We start from the raw sequence: 17359 nt of genomic DNA, 5'->3' as shown, positions 1-17359 counted from the left end.
TTCGGGTGGAACCACGTATTTTAACGTCCCAGCACTGTTTTTAGTGCTGGGATTTTTTATTTGGAGGTAAAAATTTATGAGTTTTTCTGTAACTTTGCCAGACGGCTCTAAGAAAGATTTTGACAAGGCAGTTTCTGTTAAGGAATTAGCATCTTCAATTGCTACTTCTCTAGGAAAAGCTGCTGTTGGTGCAAAGATTAATGGGGTAATGAAGCCTTTAGATTACATCGTTGATGAAGATGTAGAAGCAGCTATTATTACCGATAAAGATGAAGAAGGCATAGACATTTTACGTGCTACTGCAGCATTTTTGCTTGAAGCTGTTGCAAAGCGCAAATACCCAGAATTACGTTTGGGAATGCACGAAGCTGACGAAGGTGGTTTCTTCGTAGATACTGATAAAGAAGATCAAATTAAGGTTACTGAATTACCAGAAATTGAAAAGGCAATGCAAAAAGCCATTAAGAATGGTGAAAAGATTGAATATACTTCAATGAAGAAGAGTGAATTGGAAGAAATCTCTAAGGATGACCAATTCAAATTGGATCTTTTGAAAGATGAAGAAGACGAAGTTGCAGTTTACAAGTTAGGTGACTTTGTTGACTTTGGTTTTGATGCTTTATTACCAAACACTGGTAAAATCAAGAACTTTAAGCTTTTGTCAGTTGCAGGTGCATACTGGTTAGGTAAATCTTCTAACCCAATGCTTCAAAGAATTTTTGGTACTGCATTCTTCAAGAAGGCTGCTTTAGATGAAGACTTGAAGCGTCGTGCTGAAATTAAAGAAAGAGACCACAGAACTATTGGTAGAGACTTAGATTTATTCTTTGTTGATCCTAAAGTTGGTGCGGGTCTTCCTTACTGGATGCCAAAGGGTGCTACTATTCGCCGTGTTGTTGAAAGATACATCGTTGATAAAGAAGTAGCTGATGGTTATGAACACGTTTATACTCCAGTCTTAATGAACGTAGATGCTTATAAGACTTCTGGTCACTGGGCACACTATCGTGATGACATGTTCCCACCGATGGATATGGGTGATGGCGAAATGCTTGAACTTCGTCCAATGAACTGCCCATCACATATTCAAATCTATAAGCACCACATTCGCTCATACCGTGAATTACCAATTCGTATTGCTGAATTAGGTATGATGCACAGATATGAAAAATCAGGTGCTTTGTCAGGGTTGCAACGTGTACGTGAAATGACTTTGAACGACGGACACACTTTTGTAGCACTTGATCAAATTAGAGAAGAATTTGCTAAAGTTTTGAAGTTAATCATGGACGTATACAAGGACTTTGACATTACTGATTACTACTTCAGACTTTCATACCGTGATCCAAAGAATACTGACAAGTACTATGCAAATGACGAAATGTGGGAAAGATCTCAATCAATGCTTAAAGCAGCTATGGATGACCTTGGCCTTGATTACGTTGAAGCTGAAGGTGAAGCTGCATTCTACGGTCCTAAGCTTGATATTCAAACTAAGACTGCTTTAGGTAATGATGAAACTATGTCAACTATCCAACTTGACTTCATGCTTCCAGAAAGATTTGGCTTAACTTATGTTGGTCAAGATGGTGAAGAACACCGTCCAGTTATGATTCACCGTGGTATTGTTGGTACTATGGAAAGATTCATCGCTTACTTAACTGAAATTTACAAGGGTGCCTTCCCAACTTGGCTTGCTCCAGTTCAAGCTGAAATTATTCCGGTTAATGAAGAAGCTCATGGCGAATATGCTGATAAAGTTCGTGCAGAATTAGCTAAGCGTGGATTTAGAGCAGAAGTAGACCACAGAAATGAAAAACTTGGCTACAAGATTCGTGAATCACAAACTCAAAAGGTTCCTTACACTTTAGTTCTTGGTGATGAAGAAATGAATGCAAATGGCGTTAATGTTCGTCGCTACGGTACTGAAGAACAAATTTCTAAGAGTTTAGATGACTTTATTGCTGAAATTGATGCTGATGTTAAGTCATACTCAAGAGAAAAATAATTTTAAATAAATTAGAATTAAAGCGAGAAGATTCAATTCTTCTCGCTTTTTTTATTAAATTTTTAGTGCCATTTACCTAAGAATTCATACCGTTTACCGAAAATCGCTGTTTTTAAGAGTGCAAATAAGTATACTTAAAAGCATCAAGAGGTGAGGATATGGAGATAAAGTTTAATATTGATCAGAATTTGTCAAAAGAAAAAGCCGAGTTTTGGCTTAAGAAAATGACTACCAAAGTTAAGCGAGCAGTTAAGGATTTGCAAACTGAGCAGGACTTCCTTTGGGGATATCAAGAAGGTGAAGCATATCCAATCGAATTTTCACAAATTTATTTAATCCAAGTGGAAAATGAAAAGACTTATATTTGTACTAAAAATGGTAGTTATCAGTTTAAGGGGCGGCTTTATCAAGTAAAAGATAGTTTGCCAAGTGATTTTATCGAGACATCCCGGAGTGCAATTATCAATTATCGCTTTATCGATCACCTGGAAATTATTAGTAATGGGAATATTGACGCAGTTATGAAAAATGGTTTACGCGTGCAAATTTCCAGACGAAAAATCAAGAATCTGAAAGAGAGGCTGGGCTTATGAAAAAGATAAATGAAAGTATAATCAGTGGATTAATTGGAATCGGGATTGGAATGATTTGGTTTGGCATAGAAGTGCTCCTTACACTCCATGGTAGAAATTTTGTTAGTGCGACGGTTGAAGTTTCAAGCCTTATCTTTTGGATTATTGCTTCGTTTGTAATTGGAATTTTCTTTTATGTTGCTGGCTTTGTTTTTGCTAAAGATGATTGGTCATTGCGAAAACAAATCATTGTTAACTTCTTTGTCTGTTTAATTGCATGGCTAATCTTCACGTTTGCTTTAAATGATTTCGTTTTTTCATGGCTACTATTGATTGAAGTGTTGAGCGAATTTCTTTTAATGTATGTAATTGCCTATGGAGCTTACTTGTTACATTTATTTCGTGACGTTAAAGAAATTAATAATAAGCTCAAAAAAAACTAAGAGGGGGATAAAATGTTACTTAAAGTAGAAAATTTAAGCAAGAGTTTTAATACTAGGAAAAAGAAAATTACGGCTATTAATAATTTATCTTTTGAAATCCCAGAAGGGAAAATTACCGCTTTTTTAGGCTTTAACGGTGCAGGAAAAACTACTAGTTTAAAGGCTATTTTAAATTTGCTTGTCCCCGATAAAGGAGAAATATATTTCGATGACAAGTTGTTAAAAGGCAATTTTACCCCATTGTTAAAACAAACAGGAGTAGTGCTAGAGAGTGCACGAAATATATTCTTTGCTTTGACGCCGATGGAAAACTTTGCATATTGGGGAGGTCAGCGGGGATTAGACAAGCAGACGGCACACAGAAATGGCTTAGAGTTATTAGAAAAGTTCAATCTTTTGTCTAAAAAAGACATTGTTATCTTCAAATTAAGTAGGGGGGATGCAACAGATTATTGCGATTTGCTGTGCATTAATTGCTCGACCTAAATTTTTGATTTTAGATGAACCTACTCTAGGACTAGATATTGAAGCAGTTAAGACTATGGAAAAAATACTACAAGTTTTGGCTAGTGAGAATGTAACGATTTTATTGACTACGCATGAATTAGCTTTTGCTCAAAAGATCGCTGATCGGATTTTGTTAATCAAAAAGGGACGCTTAATTTATAGTGGCACTAATAATGAATGCTTAGCCCAATTTAACCAAGAAAAAATCTTTATAGTTAAATTTTTGCACCCATTATCTGAAAAACAAGTAATAGATTTAAAAGCTATTTCAAAAGGTATTTTGCTGGCAGATAAAACCTATGAAGTGACCTTATTTGATAAAAAATATCAAGGGCAGCTATTACAGCAATTAGCGCAACTTGAATTAGTAGATATCAAGACTAAAAGCAATAGTTTAAGTGATGTGGTTGATTTTTACATGAAAGAGAGAAATGGGTATGACAACACTCAAAGCGGAATTTCATCGTGAACTGATCATTTATCGGCGCTATTTATTTAGTTCCGTATCGGATCTAGTTTTAACGATATTAATGTTTATGGGGATTTTTTGGAGTAGCAATTTAATTAGCGCAGGCATCATCGGAAGTTCGCTTTCAGCTTTGATTGTCGGTTTTACATTGTGGACAACGATTCAAAATACTTGTTCAATGCTTGGCAATAATGTGATGGGTAATGCTAAAAGTGGTGTTTTGCAGCAATTATATTTAATGCCAATTTCAAGTAAAAGATTATTTTTTAATAAGGGCATTGTAAATGTAATCGTTTCGCTCTTGCAATCTGTTGTGGTTTGCTTGGTATTGATGGTTCTTACTGGGCAATGGATTCATTTTGCACCGATAATTATTTTGCCAGGACTGCTTTCTTTAGTTACGCTTTTTGGCCTAGGATATTTAATTGTTAGTGTAGTTTTAAAATTTAAGAGAGTGGGTAGTTTTTTAGCGATTTGCCAGTACTTTTATTTGGGAGTACTTTTGACTCAGTTTGAAAATGCACCATCATTGATAAAAAATATTGCTAATCTGTTGCCACTTGTTCCAATGGTAAGTTGGATACGGATGGCCATTAATGGAATTCAGTATAATGTGGCATATTATCTAATTTTTTCAATTACTAATGCAATATTTTGGATAATCGTTGGAAGCATTGTATTCAATAGAGTTGATAGAAACATCAAGCAAAATGGAACCTTATCTTTCTTTTAATTTATCTATTGAAAAATATTTGACAATTAAAATTATCATAGCCTGACTACACTATGAAACAACAATTAAATGAAAAAATATGATCAGTTAGAAGAAAAATAAACTGCTTGACGTAAGTCAATTAGATGGTATAATTTAGAAGTTGAGAACAAGAAGAAGCTCCCGCTTCTCGCCTAAGTTAATATTACCTCTGGGCTGATCGATAATATCTGTTGATTAAAAGCGGGCGTTAACTTTGCCCGCTTTTTTCTTGTCCTCGAAATTAACGTGGAGGTGAATACTCATACCAAGAAATATGATCTTGAACGAAGATATTCGTGCTCGTGAAGTTCGTTTAATTGGAGTTGATGGCCAACAAGTTGGTGTTGTATCCAAGAATGAAGCTTTACGTAAAGCAGCTGACGCTGACCTTGATTTGGTTTTGCTTTCTCCTAATGCTAAGCCACCTGTTGCTAGAATTATGGACTACGGTAAATTCCGTTTTGAACAACAAAAGAAAGCCAAAGAAAACCGGAAGAATCAAAAGGTTATGGCTGTCAAAGAGATTCGTTTAAGTCCAACAATCGAAGGAAATGACTTTGACACTAAGTTAAAGCATATTCGTAAATTCTTGACCAAGGGCGCTAAAGTTAGAGTTTCTATTCGCTTTAGAGGCCGGGCAATTACTCACAAGGAGTTAGGTAAACAGGTCTTAGAAAAGATGGCTGACGAAGCTAGTGACTTATCTAATGTAGTTACTAAGCCAAAGATGGAAGGCCGTTCAATGTTCTTAATGCTTGCTCCATTAAGTGAGAAAGATAAAAAGAAAAAGTAGTTAATTGGAGGAATAGATATGCCAAAGCAAAAAACACACCGCGCTTCAGCAAAGCGTTTCAAGAGAACTGCTAATGGTGGTTTAAAGCGTCACCATGCTTACACTGGACACCGTTTCCACGGTAAAACTAAGAAACAACGTCGTCATTTGAGAAAAGCTGCTATGGTTTCAGCAAGTGACTTAAAGCGCATCAAACAGATGCTTTCCCAAATGCGTTAATTATTAGAAGACTTTTTGAGGAGGAATTTTAGATGCCAAGAACTAAAGGTGGAACCGTAACACGCGCTCGTCGTAAGAAGATCATGAAGTTAGCCAAGGGTTACCGTGGCTCAAAACACTTACAATTTAAAGCAGCAAGTACTCAAGTATTTGTTTCTCGTAAATATGCTTTCCGTGACCGTAAGAAGCGTAAGAGCGAATTCAGAAAATTATGGATTGCTCGTATCAACGCTGCTGCAAGACAAAATGGTCTTTCATACTCTAAGTTAATGCACGGCTTAAAGGTAGCTGGTATTGACATGAACCGTAAGATGTTAGCTGACATTGCTTACAACGATGAAAAAGCTTTTGCTGATTTAGCAGATGCTGCTAAGAAAGCTTTGAACTAAGAATATTAAAAATGCTCCGCATATGCGGAGCATTTTTTTCTCAAATTTAATTGAATATAACTAGTAAACGATTTTTTTCTTGATCAGAAGCAAAAGTAGCATTAATAGAATTTAATAGTAATTGATGTTCCTCTACTTCTGTAAGGTTATTTTTTGATTCACGTAATTTAAATTCTTTAGGTAAATTAGTATTTGAAACAGTCATGTTGTCACAATTTAGGGTTGCTTTTATTCTTTTTGAAAGAAGGGATAAGAATCAACATTCTTAAATACTTTGGTATGGAGGTTAGAAGTAGCACAACATTCAAGAGTTATGTTGTGGTCGACTAAAGATTGAACCATTTGATTGCTTTCTAAACAACGAATTCCATAACCAATTCTCTTAGTACCTAAATCTAGGGCTTCCTGCATTGATCAGGACCGGCCGCTTCTCCGGCATGAATTGTAAATGGGATATGCATTGTTTTTGCATCTTCGAAGAAGGAGCTAAAGTCTTTATTTGGAATTGGGCCTTCAGGACCAGCCAAATCGATTCCGACAACATGACGTCGAACATATTCAGCGGCTAGTTTAACTGTTAAGTTGTTTTCGTGTTCTCTATTTGGTAAACGCATGAGACAAAGAATTAAATTAGCATATAGGGAGTAAGAATTATCTTGTTGCTCATCCTGCCACTTATAAAATTTTTCCAATCCTGAAATACAAGCTTTCACTGCACCTTCTTGGGTAAGTTTTTTGAGTGTGAAGGTGGGGAGCAAATCGAATTTATTTAAATATTCTTGTAAATTAGCACATTTTTTAGAAACGGAGAGCTTTTCTTTGAGTTGTGTTTCAGTTAAACTTGGAAAGTTATGAGCTTTCATTAATTTTTTAACAGTAGGGTATGGCAAAGAACCATCTAAGTGTAGATGGAGATCAATAAAGTTTTTTCATAATTTAACTCCTTTATGTAATACGGTGGAAATATAAATTGTTATCATTTTACCATCTTTTATTCTAAAGAAAAGTAAAATTTAATTTTTCAATCATCAAATGTTTCTAAAGATTAAAGATTTCTGATACTATAGATATGAGAAAAAAGTGGAGATTTTTTAATGTTATTTAGACCTCGTTATACAATAGATACTATCTATCATTTAGATCCAAAACAGTTAAAGAAGATGGAAATTAAGGCTGTTTTTAGCGATTTGGATAATACGTTACTTGCTTGGAATAAAGCAGATACAGCTGTTGAAATGGACCAGCTTAATGAACGCTTAGCCAAGGATGGGATTCGCTTAGTTGTTATTTCAAATAATAATGCAGAACGAATCGGAAAAGTGTTGAATCCATACCATATTTCTTTTATTGCAAAAGCACGCAAGCCATTACCCATCGGTATTAATAAGGAATTAAAAGATTTGAATCTAAAAAAGGATCAAGTTTTAATGGTAGGAGACCAGTTGATTACTGACATACAGGCTGGAAATCTAGCTGGTGTAGCTACAGTTTTAGTAAAACCATTAGTTGAAACTGATAAGTGGAATACAAGAATCAACCGCTTCTTTGAGAAATTTATCTTTTTCTTTTTGAATTTAAGAAAACCTGTAGTTTTTAAGGAGAAATTAGAATGAGTGAAGAATTACGTTGTATTGGTTGTGGAAGTATATTACAAGATCAAGACCCTAAAAAATCGGGCTACTTACCATCTTCTGCCTTAAAAAAGGCACTAGAGAGTGATGATAATGAGGTATATTGTCAACGGTGTTTTAGATTAAGACATTATAATGAAATTATGCCCGTTGAAGAAAATAACGATGATTTCTTGGCCTTACTTAATTCAATTAGTCAAAAGAAGGCATTAGTCGTTAATGTGGTTGACTTATTTGACTTTAGTAATTCATTGATTTCTTCAATTAAACGTTTTATTGGTGGAAATGAATATATTTTAGTTGGTAATAAAGTAGATTTATTTCCAAAAAATTCTAAAGAATCCAAAATTAAAGATTGGATGCGCCAAGAAGCTAATCGAAATGGTTTAAAGCCAGAAAAAATATTTTTAGTTTCAGCTGCTAAAAAGAAAAATCTAGATGAGTTGATGGCATTTTTAGCTAAAAAAGGCGAAAAGAAAGATATCTATTTTGTTGGAACAACCAATGTTGGAAAATCCACGTTAATCAACGCGATCATCAATATGAACAGTGATTTAAAGGATGTTATTACTACCTCTAAATTCCCTGGAACAACATTAGATGAAATTAAAATTCCACTTTCTAATGGACACTATTTAATTGATACGCCAGGGATTTTGAATGCTAATCAATTGGCTAGTCATTTGAGTGGAAAAGAGCTTGAAGTTGTTGAACCAAAGAAACCATTAAAGCCAGCAACCTACCAACTTCTGCCTGGACAGACAATCTTTTTAGCTGGCTTAGGACGTTTTGACTATGTAGATGGCCCATCTGCTGGATTTACAATTTATGTTGCTCGCGACCTTTATGTACACAGAACAAAGACTGAAAATGCGGATGCATTTTATGAAAAACATAAAGATGATTTATTGCTTCCACCAAGTAAAGAAGATAATCTCGGACCATTAAAGGGCCAGACTTTTTCACCAAAAGAAAAAAGTGATATTTTATTTGGCGGAGTTGGCTTTATTACTACACCTGCTAATGTTGTAGTAAAAGCTTATACACCAGAAGGAATTGGTTTAGGAATTAGAAGAGCGTTGATATAATGCAATGTGTTGTAAAAGAAAAGCCACAAGTACAATTTGAAACAGTTACGAGTTCTGCTCAACAAATTGGAATTATGGGAGGAACTTTTAATCCGGTTCATTTAGCTCACTTATCAATGGCTGAGCAAGTTAGAAAACAGCTTCATTTAGATGAAATATGGTTTATCCCAAATAATACGCCGCCACATAAAAAAATAGCGGGAAATATAAGCACTAAAGATCGGTGTGCAATGCTTGAATTGGCTACACATGATAATCCACACTTTCATGTTAAGCTTTTTGAAATAATGCGTGGTGGAACATCATACATGGTTGATACTTTACGTTACTTAAAGAAGAGAGCCCCACGTAATCAATATTACTTAATTATGGGTAGTGACGAAGTAAACGACTTTGAAAATTGGCGCGAACCAGAGACTATAGCACTTTTATCTACTTTGGTTGGCGTTAGGAGACCAAATTATCCGCAAAATCCCAAGTTTCCAATGATTTGGGTTGATGCACCTAATTTAGATATTTCATCTTCCTTAATTCGTCAAAATATAGCTACCGGTAATTCTATTCGGTATTTAGTACCGGAAAGTGTACGCTTATATATTAAATCAAGAGGCTTATATAGTGACTGAAATTAATTTTGTTAAAACATATTCCCCGTTAACTTCTGATGAAATTGTTGCCAAAGAAAAAAGCAACATGGATGAAAAGAGATTTAAGCATTGTATTGGTGTAAGTGAAACTAGTCGTAAGTTAGCTGAACTTAATAATTATGATCCTGATAAGGCAGCTTTAGCAGGATTTATCCATGATTATGCAAAACAAGTCTCTCCTGCCCGATTTATTGAAGTGATTAAGGAACAGCATTTTGATCCAGATTTACTTAATTATAATCGAGCTGTTTGGCATGGAATTGTGGGATCATATTTTATTGAAAAGGAATTAAAGATAACTGATCCAGAAATTTTAACTGCTATTAAGCGTCATACTACTGCTGATGTAGAAATGACCACGCTAGATAAAATTGTCTTTGTAGCAGATTTTATTGAACCAGGTCGTGACTTTCCTGGCGTAGAAGAAGCAAGAAAAGTAGCTTTTGCTAACTTAGATGATGGGGTAGGCTTTGAATTAGCCCACACACTTGATTTTTTAATAACTAATAGAAAAAAGATTTATCCTAAGACATTTGCTGCTTACAATAAATGGGCAGTAAAGGATTAGAATTTTGAAAGGAAAAATAAAATTGGATAGTAAGAAATTATTAGATTTAACTGTAGAAGCAATCGATGAAAGACATGGTGAAGATACTGAAGCATATGATATGCAAGGAATTAGTATTTTAGCGGATTACTACGTTGTAACAACAGCTGGCTCAAACCGTCAACTTCATGCCATCGTTAACAGTATTATTGATAAGATCCATGAACATGGAAAAGAAGACTACCGTATTGAAGGAACGCGTGATTCTAACTGGCTCTTGGTAGATATGGGAGATGTAGTTGTAAATGTATTTACTGAAGATGCCCGAGACTTTTATGGCTTAGAAAAGCTTTGGAGCAATGGTAAGAAACTAGAATTAAACTTAGACTAAAGGTAAGAGTATGAGTGTAATTGGCATTGTAGCCGAATATAATCCTTTTCATAGTGGCCATGAGTTTTTAATGAATCAAGCCCGCTTAGCAGCTAAAAATGATCCAATAATTGTTGTAATGTCAGGTAATTATGTTCAACGTGGACAAATGGCGATTATGGATAAGTGGCAAAGAGCAAAGGCAGCTTTAGCTTCTGGAGCCGATTTGGTATTCGAACTACCATTTTCTTTTGCTGTGCAGCCAGCTGATATTTTTGCTAATGGTAGTATTAAAATGTTGAGTGATTTGGGAGTGTCAGAATTATTTTTTGGAGTAGAGGATGCGAATTTAAATTTCTCTTATTTGGGTCAAAAAATAAATCAAATTCCCAAGAATCGGATGGACTTTCGAGACTACACTCAAACTTATGCTACTCAATATAATGAAATGGTTGCTAGAGAAGTGGGGCATGAAGTAAATCAACCTAACATGATGTTAGCTGTTGCTTATGCAGTTGCAAGTGAACAATTAAAGAATCCACTTCATTTACATCCTATAACAAGAGTAGGAAGTGGACACGATGATCCACTTTTACAAGATAAAATAGTTTCCTCAGCTACGGCTATTAGAAATTATTGTTTGCATCATCCCAATGACTTATCTGAATTAAAAAAATATCTTCCTAAAGGAGAATTAGTAAGTTTAGAAAGTCAAAAAGTTTATCCGAACTGGAATCTTTTATTTAGCTTTTTGAAGTATCGAATTGAAAGTGCAAGTTTAGAAGAATTGCAGTCAATTTATCAAATGAGTGAAGGACTAGAATACAAAATGAAGGAAGAAATTCATACTGCAGAAGATTTTACTTCATTTTTGCGGCAAATTAAGTCTAAGCGATATACTTATGCTCGTTTAAGAAGATTATGTCTTTACACGCTTTTAAATGTCACTGAGAACGAAATAAAGGATTCTTATCAAGATGTTTCAACCCTACTGTTAGGTTACAGTAGTCGAGGAAGAAATTATCTTAAGAAAATTAGAAAAGATGTTCAAGTGCCGATTATTTCAAAAGTTGATAAGAAAAATGCTGCAAGTGGAACTTTAGGTTTACAAGTAAAAGTGGATCGGCTTTTTGAACAAATTATAGGTGAAGATCAAAATTTTGGTCGTAAGCCAATCGAGGTAAAATAATGTTAAAGTTTTCATATTCGCAAATTAAAAATAGTCGTAATCCATTAACTCATGTTGATGAGAACGTTGAGTTAAGTAAAGAGTTTTTTGATAGAAGTAAAGAATTACTGGAAGATGCAAAGAATGTTCATGTTACCGGTGACCTCTTCTATGATGAACCTTTTGTTACTGGTAACTTTACTGTCGAAGCAGATGTTGTGGCACCTTCAACTCGTAGCTTAAAACCAGTAAAAATGCATCAAAAATTCAACTTTACTGAGAACTATAGTGAAGTTGAACCAACTCAAGAACAGCTTGATGAAGAAGATACAATTGTAACTGTTAAAGACGATACAATTGATCTTCAAAAGGCTGTAGAAGATAACTTGCTTTTAAGCTTACCATCAGTGATCTTGACTCCTGAAGAAGAAGCTAAAGGAGACTTTCCTGAAGGAGAGGGCTGGAAGGTTGTTTCTCAAGAAGCTTATCAAGAACAGCAATCTAATAAAGAAAATCCTGCTTTTGCTAAGCTTAAGGATTTATTTAAAGATGAAAAAAACAAGTAATAAACCCTTGCATTAATGTATCTTTAAATTTAATATTAATTTATTAATAAAATTTTTAACCAGATTAAATAGTAGTGGAGAAAATAATGAGTAAAATTCTGATTATTGAAGATGAAAAAAATCTTGCCCGTTTTGTAGAACTAGAATTAAGACATGAAAAATATGAAACTCAAGTTGAAGGAAACGGTCGGAAAGGATTGGATTTAGCTTTAAATGAAGATTTTGACGCAATTTTATTAGATTTAATGTTGCCAGATCTTAATGGATTAGAAATTGCTCGTCGTGTTCGCCAAGAAAAAACAACTCCAATTATTATGATGACTGCAAGAGATTCAGTAATTGACCGTGTCTCAGGTTTAGACCACGGTGCTGATGATTATATTGTTAAACCTTTTGCAATCGAAGAATTATTAGCTCGTTTACGTGCTGTTTTAAGAAGAGTACAAATTGAAAAGAGAGCTATGGGCGATACGATGGGAGTTCAAAAGGTAGTTCACTTCAATGATTTAACTATTGAAACAGCTAATCGAATTGTTCACCGCGGAGATAGTACAGTTGATCTAACTAAACGTGAATACAACTTGTTAATGACATTAATTGAAAATAAGAATAATGTTGTTACAAGAGAGCAGCTTTTAAACAAAATTTGGGGACCTGAATCTAAGATTGAAACGAATGTTGTTGAAGTCTATGTGCGTTATTTACGTAATAAGATTGATGTACCGGGCCGTCCATCATACATCAAGACTGTTCGTGGTACCGGTTATATGGTAAGAACTGATGAAAATGATGAAGCACGTGAAGAAACAAAATAAATCTAAGAAAGAGACCCTAAAGTCCTCACTAACTTTTAAGTGGGTAAGTTTAGTTGCAGCGACAATTACGGTCTCTTTTGTTATATTTTCAATTGCAATTTATTCTTTAGTTAAGCAACAAATTATCTCACAGGAAAGAAATTTGACAGAGAGTGTAGCAACTACATTTCAAAGAAGACTCGTTGAAATTCCAACAAGTTTACAAATTTCAAATGTTGTACCTCAGCTTTCTCCTAATACGAATCGTATTTTAGAAGGACAAACACCAATTACTTCTAATAATGGCGGTAATGTTTTTAATGATGATGTATTAGCTACTTTATCGAATCGTGATACTAGTATTACGATTTATAATCCTGCTGGAGATGTTGTTTTTAGTAATGGGAATGTTCCCGATGAAGGGATGCCACAATTTAGTAAAACTGAAAATCATGTATTAAAAGTTGTAACGACGCAAGGGAAAATCCATATGAAGGTATATCAGAAGATTTTTTCTGAGAGGACACATCGGTTAACTGGGTATTTGATTGTGGATAATTCCATGGATCAACAAAATCAAGTATTGAAATCTATTCGACACTGGATGATTAGTCTATCAGTTATTGCTATTGTAGTTTTTATTGGGTTGTCTTACTTGATAGTTAATAGCGTTGTACAACCAATTAAGAAAATGTCTCAAATTTCTCACGATATTAATAAAGACCCCACTGATAAAAGGCGAGTACCCGATCTTCATAGAAATGATGAATTAGGAGAACTGGCTATATCTTTTAATAAGATGCTTGATAGAATGCAAGCCTATATGCAGCAGCAAAAACAATTTGTAGGAGATGTATCTCATGAATTGAGGACTCCCGTAGCTGTAATTGAAGGACACTTAAATTTATTAGAGCGGTGGGGAAAAGATGATCCTCAAGTACTGGAAGAATCAATTCAGGCTTCTCTTCAAGAAAGCAAGAGAATGAAACATTTGATTCAAGAAATGCTAGATCTAACTAGGGCTGAGCAGGTTGATTTGCAGTATCCTGATAAAACGACTGATGTCAATGAAGTATTAAATCGAACTGTTAATGACATGAGAATGATTCATCAAGACTTTACTATTACTTATGATGATGCAGACTTAAAACCTGATACAATAGTTAAGATTTATCGTAATCATCTTGAGCAAATTTTAATCATTTTGATTGATAATGCTATTAAATATTCTACTGATCGAAAAGAAATTTTAGTGGCTGCTGCTACTGAAGAAGATAAAGTTAAGATTTTAGTTCAAGATTTTGGTGAAGGAATTGCTCCTGATGAGCAGGACAAGATTTTCAATCGTTTTTATCGTGTAGATAAGGCTAGAACCCGTGAAAAGGGTGGAAATGGTCTAGGCTTAGCTATTGCTCAGAAACTAGTTGAAAGTTATCATGGAAAGATCAGTGTTAGTTCAACACTTGGCTCAGGCAGTAAGTTCATGATTGAATTTCCATTATTAAAATCTGAGTCAGATAAATAAAAAATAGGGAATCCGTTAAGGATTCCCTATTTTTATTTATTAATCTTTGTCAGAATCATTTGGACGCTTTTGTTTACCGGCATTACGTGCACGTAAATCTTGATGAAGATCTTTATTTGCCTCAGGAGTGGAGTTTGATGAAGAAGTAGTGTTAAGAATGTTATCGATTGTTTCTTGAGTAACAACTACTTTAAGTGGACGTTCGTTTAATTCAGCTGCAACATCTCTTTTTACTTTTGGCATAATAACAAAAGTAGTAATTAATTGTTGCAAGATAGCAATAAGTCCACCGACTAAGAAGTAAAGTGCTAAAGCGCCTGGAGCAGAAATACTAATAAAGAAAGTCATAGCTGGACTTAGAATTAAAGTCATTTGCATTGCTTTCTTTTGTTCTTCAGGTATTCCAACCATTGAAAGATAACCCTGAACTACATACAGCAACGTAGCAATAATTGTTAAGATAATGGATCGTTGTCCAAGAGAAATGCCAAAGAAACTTGAAGCTGCTAATTCTTTAGAGTAAGCTACAGCTTGATAAATTCCCATCATGATTGGAAGCTGAATAAGTAATGGTAAGCAGCCCATTCCGCCCATCATTGACATATTATTTTCTTTATAAACACGCATTTGAAGTTGGCTAATTTGCATTTGCTGTGGTTGTGTTAGCCCAGGCTTCTTAAGTGCTTCTTGGATCAATCTCATTTGAGGTTGAAGCTTTTGCGTTTTTTCTTGTTGGGTAGTCATTTTACGCTGAGAAGCTAGTCGAAGTGGCATAACAATGAGCTGAACAACAAAGGTAATAATAATAATTGCCCAGCCAGCTCCATTTGAGCCACCAATTTGATGTTCGACTGCTAACATGATATTTTGAATTGGTTTGCCAAATAGACTAAAGATCCAAGCATATGGCCCACTAGTGGGTGCTTGATAGATGCTATGACCATTGTTAGCACATCCTGTTAAGGTAAGTGCTAGCACAGTTATCATGGCAAAGAGACTAAAATATTTAGTTTTTGATTTCATTAACTATAACCTTTCCTACTTTATTGTTACTGCAATAAAGTTTACTAGTTATTTGTTAAAGTATCAATAAACCACACTAAAGCGAGTAAATTTTTCTGTATTGGGAATTATCTTTAAATCTACATGATCAACATGGGCAGCAACTGAAGGAGATGCTTTAATTTTTTTGATAAAATGCTCTAAAGGGAGTTCATCCCCTTGAGCTACAATTGATACAGACCCATCTGGATTATTTTTAACAGTACCGGTGATTCCTAATTCTTGGGCAATCATTTGAGTTGTCCATCTAAAGCCAACTCCTTGTACTAAGCCTGTAACTCTCATTGTAACTGTCTTCATAATTATCGCTCTTTTCTGTGTATTCTAACTTAAATTTTAACATGTTAATTTTGGGCGAGGTAATTTAAAATATTAGATTAGAAGGAAGTAGAAATTTATGATAGAAATTAACTCAGTAAATAATCCCACAATTAAAAGCCTTAGAAAGCTTGAACAAAAAAAGTATCGTAAAAAGACCCAAACTTATTTAATTGAAGGTTTTCATTTAGTTGAAGAAGCTTTAAAGAGTCATGAAAACTATCTTTATGTTTTAGGAACAGCAGAAGCTTTAAAAAAATTAGATACGACTTATAAATTAAAAGATAATAAAGTCATCCAGATTACCGATGCAATTGCTCAGCATTTAAGTAGTACTAAAAATAGTCAAGATATCTTTATGGTGCTACCAATTAATCAACCAAAATCATTTAGTTTTGAATATGGAAAATGGGTTGTTTTAGATAATTTAACTGATCCAGGAAATGTTGGAACAATTATTCGTACAGCCGATGCAGCTGGTTTTGATGGTGTAGTATTATCTGAAGAAAGTGTAGATTTATATAATCCAAAAGTTCAGCGTAGTATGCAGGGGAGCCAGTTCCATATTCAAATTATCCAAAATCCGATTTTAGAAGCTATTAGTAGTTTTAAGGAAAATGGTCTTCCAGTCTATGTAAGCATTCTTGATAAAACTGCTAAGTCCTTGAATAATTGTGCCCCAGTTCCTCAATTAGCGCTCGTAATTGGAAACGAGGCTCATGGGGCAAGTAAAGAGGTAATTGAAACAGCGGATAAAAAGATCTATATCCCGATAAAGGGAAAGGCAGAATCATTAAATGCGGCAGTAGCAGCGGGTATTATGATTTATCATTTTTCATAAGCTTGCAGCTTGTTTTTAGTAAGTGTTATCACTATAATCTTAATATAGATGATTTAAAATTATTTTGATTTTTTAGGAGGAATACATATGTCCCAAGAAATTGAAAGCAAAACTAAAATGACTGACTGTCCGGATCCAGAAGACTATTCACTGTGTTCGCATTTTATTGATGCTTTTGGAATTATTGGTAAAAAATGGAACGGCTTAATTATTAGCTCTTTGTGTGATACCAACGCAATGCGTTTTAAGGATTTAGCACGTTGTATTAGTAAGTGCTCTGACCGTGTTTTAGTTGAACGACTAAAAGAACTAGAAAAAGATGGTATTGTTAACCGTACTGTAGATAAAAAGAGTGGAATTATTAGCTATACCCTGACTCAAAAGGGTGCCGATTTACAACCTGTTTTTGAACAAGTCCATAATTGGGCTGATAAATGGGCTTAAAGGTAATTGCAAAGTTAGGTAAAAAGTTTTAAGATACTATTATAATTAAATGCGATGATTAAGATTAGTAGTGTGGATAGCTTTTTAGAGAGAGTTTTACTGGTGGAAGAAACTTAAGTTAGAAGCATGAATTTCATCTTAGGAGCAGAATCTAATCAATTCCGGTATTTCACCGTTATTCGAAAAGAGTGTGAACACGCACTT

The 17359-nt window shown here is 34.5% G+C and carries 22 protein-coding genes, 1 pseudogene and 2 other annotated features (1 of these 25 only partly in view); of the genes and pseudogenes, 20 read left to right on the top strand and 3 right to left on the bottom strand.

The annotated features are described in order from the left end of the window. The first annotated feature begins 76 nt into the window (after positions 1-76). The 9 genes from thrS to rplT all read left to right on the top strand — a co-directional run bounded on the left by thrS (position 77) and on the right by rplT (position 6154). Positions 77-2008, top strand: a complete 1932-nt coding sequence (gene thrS / locus GTO82_RS07060; protein WP_180873011.1) for a threonine--tRNA ligase — start codon at positions 77-79, stop codon at positions 2006-2008. A 158-nt stretch (positions 2009-2166) separates the two neighbouring features. Next, positions 2167-2601, top strand: coding sequence for a LytTR family DNA-binding domain-containing protein (locus tag GTO82_RS07055; protein WP_180873010.1), 435 nt, complete (start codon positions 2167-2169; stop codon positions 2599-2601). Continuing rightward, positions 2598-3023 (top strand): DUF3021 domain-containing protein, encoded by a 426-nt coding sequence (locus tag GTO82_RS07050; protein WP_180873009.1) that lies wholly within the window; start codon positions 2598-2600, stop codon positions 3021-3023. The genes GTO82_RS07055 and GTO82_RS07050 overlap by 4 nt, the downstream gene beginning before the upstream one ends. A gap of 12 nt (positions 3024-3035) precedes the next feature. Next, on the top strand, positions 3036-3509 hold the full coding sequence (locus GTO82_RS09775; RefSeq protein ID WP_260983136.1) for an ATP-binding cassette domain-containing protein: 474 nt from the start codon (positions 3036-3038) through the stop codon (positions 3507-3509). Next, a complete protein-coding gene (locus GTO82_RS09770) occupies positions 3463-3999 on the top strand; it encodes a hypothetical protein (RefSeq protein WP_260983135.1) in 537 nt (178 codons plus the stop codon). The genes GTO82_RS09775 and GTO82_RS09770 overlap by 47 nt, the downstream gene beginning before the upstream one ends. After that, positions 3962-4732, top strand: a complete 771-nt coding sequence (locus tag GTO82_RS07040; RefSeq protein WP_180873008.1) for an ABC transporter permease — start codon at positions 3962-3964, stop codon at positions 4730-4732. Before GTO82_RS09770 ends, GTO82_RS07040 begins: the two co-directional genes overlap by 38 nt. 144 nt (positions 4733-4876) lie before the next feature. Beyond that, positions 4877-4989 (top strand) — a sequence feature (ribosomal protein L20 leader region). A 38-nt stretch (positions 4990-5027) separates the two neighbouring features. Next, positions 5028-5546 (top strand): translation initiation factor IF-3, encoded by a 519-nt coding sequence (infC, locus tag GTO82_RS07035; RefSeq protein WP_180873007.1) that lies wholly within the window; start codon positions 5028-5030, stop codon positions 5544-5546. Positions 5547-5564: 18 nt separating this feature from the next. Continuing rightward, a complete protein-coding gene (gene rpmI, locus GTO82_RS07030) occupies positions 5565-5765 on the top strand; it encodes a 50S ribosomal protein L35 (protein ID WP_003646917.1) in 201 nt (66 codons plus the stop codon). Positions 5766-5797: 32 nt separating this feature from the next. Continuing rightward, positions 5798-6154: a 50S ribosomal protein L20 gene (gene rplT / locus GTO82_RS07025; RefSeq protein WP_003646918.1), complete on the top strand. Its 357-nt coding sequence runs from the start codon at positions 5798-5800 to the stop codon at positions 6152-6154. A 46-nt stretch (positions 6155-6200) separates the two neighbouring features. Here rplT and GTO82_RS07020 read toward each other — a convergent pair. Further along, positions 6201-7074, bottom strand: a pseudogene (locus GTO82_RS07020) (adenosine deaminase family protein). Between the two features lie 174 nt (positions 7075-7248). On the opposite strand from GTO82_RS07020, the gene GTO82_RS07015 reads away from it, so the two are divergent. The 9 genes from GTO82_RS07015 to GTO82_RS06975 all read left to right on the top strand — a co-directional run bounded on the left by GTO82_RS07015 (position 7249) and on the right by GTO82_RS06975 (position 14490). Continuing rightward, positions 7249-7767: a YqeG family HAD IIIA-type phosphatase gene (locus GTO82_RS07015; RefSeq protein WP_180873006.1), complete on the top strand. Its 519-nt coding sequence runs from the start codon at positions 7249-7251 to the stop codon at positions 7765-7767. Further along, on the top strand, positions 7764-8873 hold the full coding sequence (gene yqeH / locus GTO82_RS07010; protein WP_004893702.1) for a ribosome biogenesis GTPase YqeH: 1110 nt from the start codon (positions 7764-7766) through the stop codon (positions 8871-8873). The genes GTO82_RS07015 and yqeH overlap by 4 nt, the downstream gene beginning before the upstream one ends. Further along, on the top strand, positions 8873-9499 hold the full coding sequence (locus GTO82_RS07005; protein WP_180873005.1) for a nicotinate-nucleotide adenylyltransferase: 627 nt from the start codon (positions 8873-8875) through the stop codon (positions 9497-9499). The genes yqeH and GTO82_RS07005 overlap by 1 nt, the downstream gene beginning before the upstream one ends. Continuing rightward, positions 9492-10088: a bis(5'-nucleosyl)-tetraphosphatase (symmetrical) YqeK gene (yqeK, locus tag GTO82_RS07000; RefSeq protein WP_180873004.1), complete on the top strand. Its 597-nt coding sequence runs from the start codon at positions 9492-9494 to the stop codon at positions 10086-10088. The genes GTO82_RS07005 and yqeK overlap by 8 nt, the downstream gene beginning before the upstream one ends. 22 nt (positions 10089-10110) lie before the next feature. After that, complete coding sequence (rsfS, locus tag GTO82_RS06995) at positions 10111-10458, top strand: ribosome silencing factor (protein ID WP_004897785.1); 348 nt, start codon at positions 10111-10113, stop codon at positions 10456-10458. 10 nt (positions 10459-10468) lie between these two features. After that, complete coding sequence (locus GTO82_RS06990) at positions 10469-11626, top strand: nucleotidyltransferase (RefSeq protein WP_011162327.1); 1158 nt, start codon at positions 10469-10471, stop codon at positions 11624-11626. Further along, complete coding sequence (locus tag GTO82_RS06985; RefSeq protein ID WP_011162326.1) at positions 11626-12171, top strand: DUF177 domain-containing protein; 546 nt, start codon at positions 11626-11628, stop codon at positions 12169-12171. Before GTO82_RS06990 ends, GTO82_RS06985 begins: the two co-directional genes overlap by 1 nt. A gap of 86 nt (positions 12172-12257) precedes the next feature. After that, positions 12258-12986, top strand: coding sequence for a response regulator transcription factor (locus GTO82_RS06980; RefSeq protein WP_004897782.1), 729 nt, complete (start codon positions 12258-12260; stop codon positions 12984-12986). Continuing rightward, complete coding sequence (locus GTO82_RS06975) at positions 12952-14490, top strand: HAMP domain-containing sensor histidine kinase (protein ID WP_061400702.1); 1539 nt, start codon at positions 12952-12954, stop codon at positions 14488-14490. The genes GTO82_RS06980 and GTO82_RS06975 overlap by 35 nt, the downstream gene beginning before the upstream one ends. A 39-nt stretch (positions 14491-14529) precedes the next feature. Here GTO82_RS06975 and yidC read toward each other — a convergent pair whose 3' ends face one another. Further along, entirely contained in the window at positions 14530-15513 is a 984-nt protein-coding gene (yidC, locus tag GTO82_RS06970; RefSeq protein WP_086875079.1) for a membrane protein insertase YidC, read from the bottom strand. Positions 15514-15576: 63 nt separating this feature from the next. After that, on the bottom strand, positions 15577-15852 hold the full coding sequence (locus GTO82_RS06965; protein ID WP_011162323.1) for an acylphosphatase: 276 nt from the start codon (positions 15850-15852) through the stop codon (positions 15577-15579). Between the two features lie 97 nt (positions 15853-15949). On the opposite strand from GTO82_RS06965, the gene GTO82_RS06960 reads away from it, so the two are divergent. Beyond that, positions 15950-16711: a TrmH family RNA methyltransferase gene (locus GTO82_RS06960; RefSeq protein WP_011162322.1), complete on the top strand. Its 762-nt coding sequence runs from the start codon at positions 15950-15952 to the stop codon at positions 16709-16711. An 87-nt stretch (positions 16712-16798) separates the two neighbouring features. Further along, positions 16799-17155: a winged helix-turn-helix transcriptional regulator gene (locus GTO82_RS06955; protein WP_012846505.1), complete on the top strand. Its 357-nt coding sequence runs from the start codon at positions 16799-16801 to the stop codon at positions 17153-17155. Between the two features lie 45 nt (positions 17156-17200). Next, positions 17201-17359: a binding site (T-box leader), on the top strand (it continues 50 nt past the right edge of the window).

The organism is Lactobacillus johnsonii (assembly GCF_013487865.1).
In the GTDB taxonomy this organism is placed as follows: Bacteria; Bacillota; Bacilli; order Lactobacillales; family Lactobacillaceae; genus Lactobacillus; species Lactobacillus johnsonii_A.
This window is presented reverse-complemented; position numbering and strand designations above follow the sequence as displayed.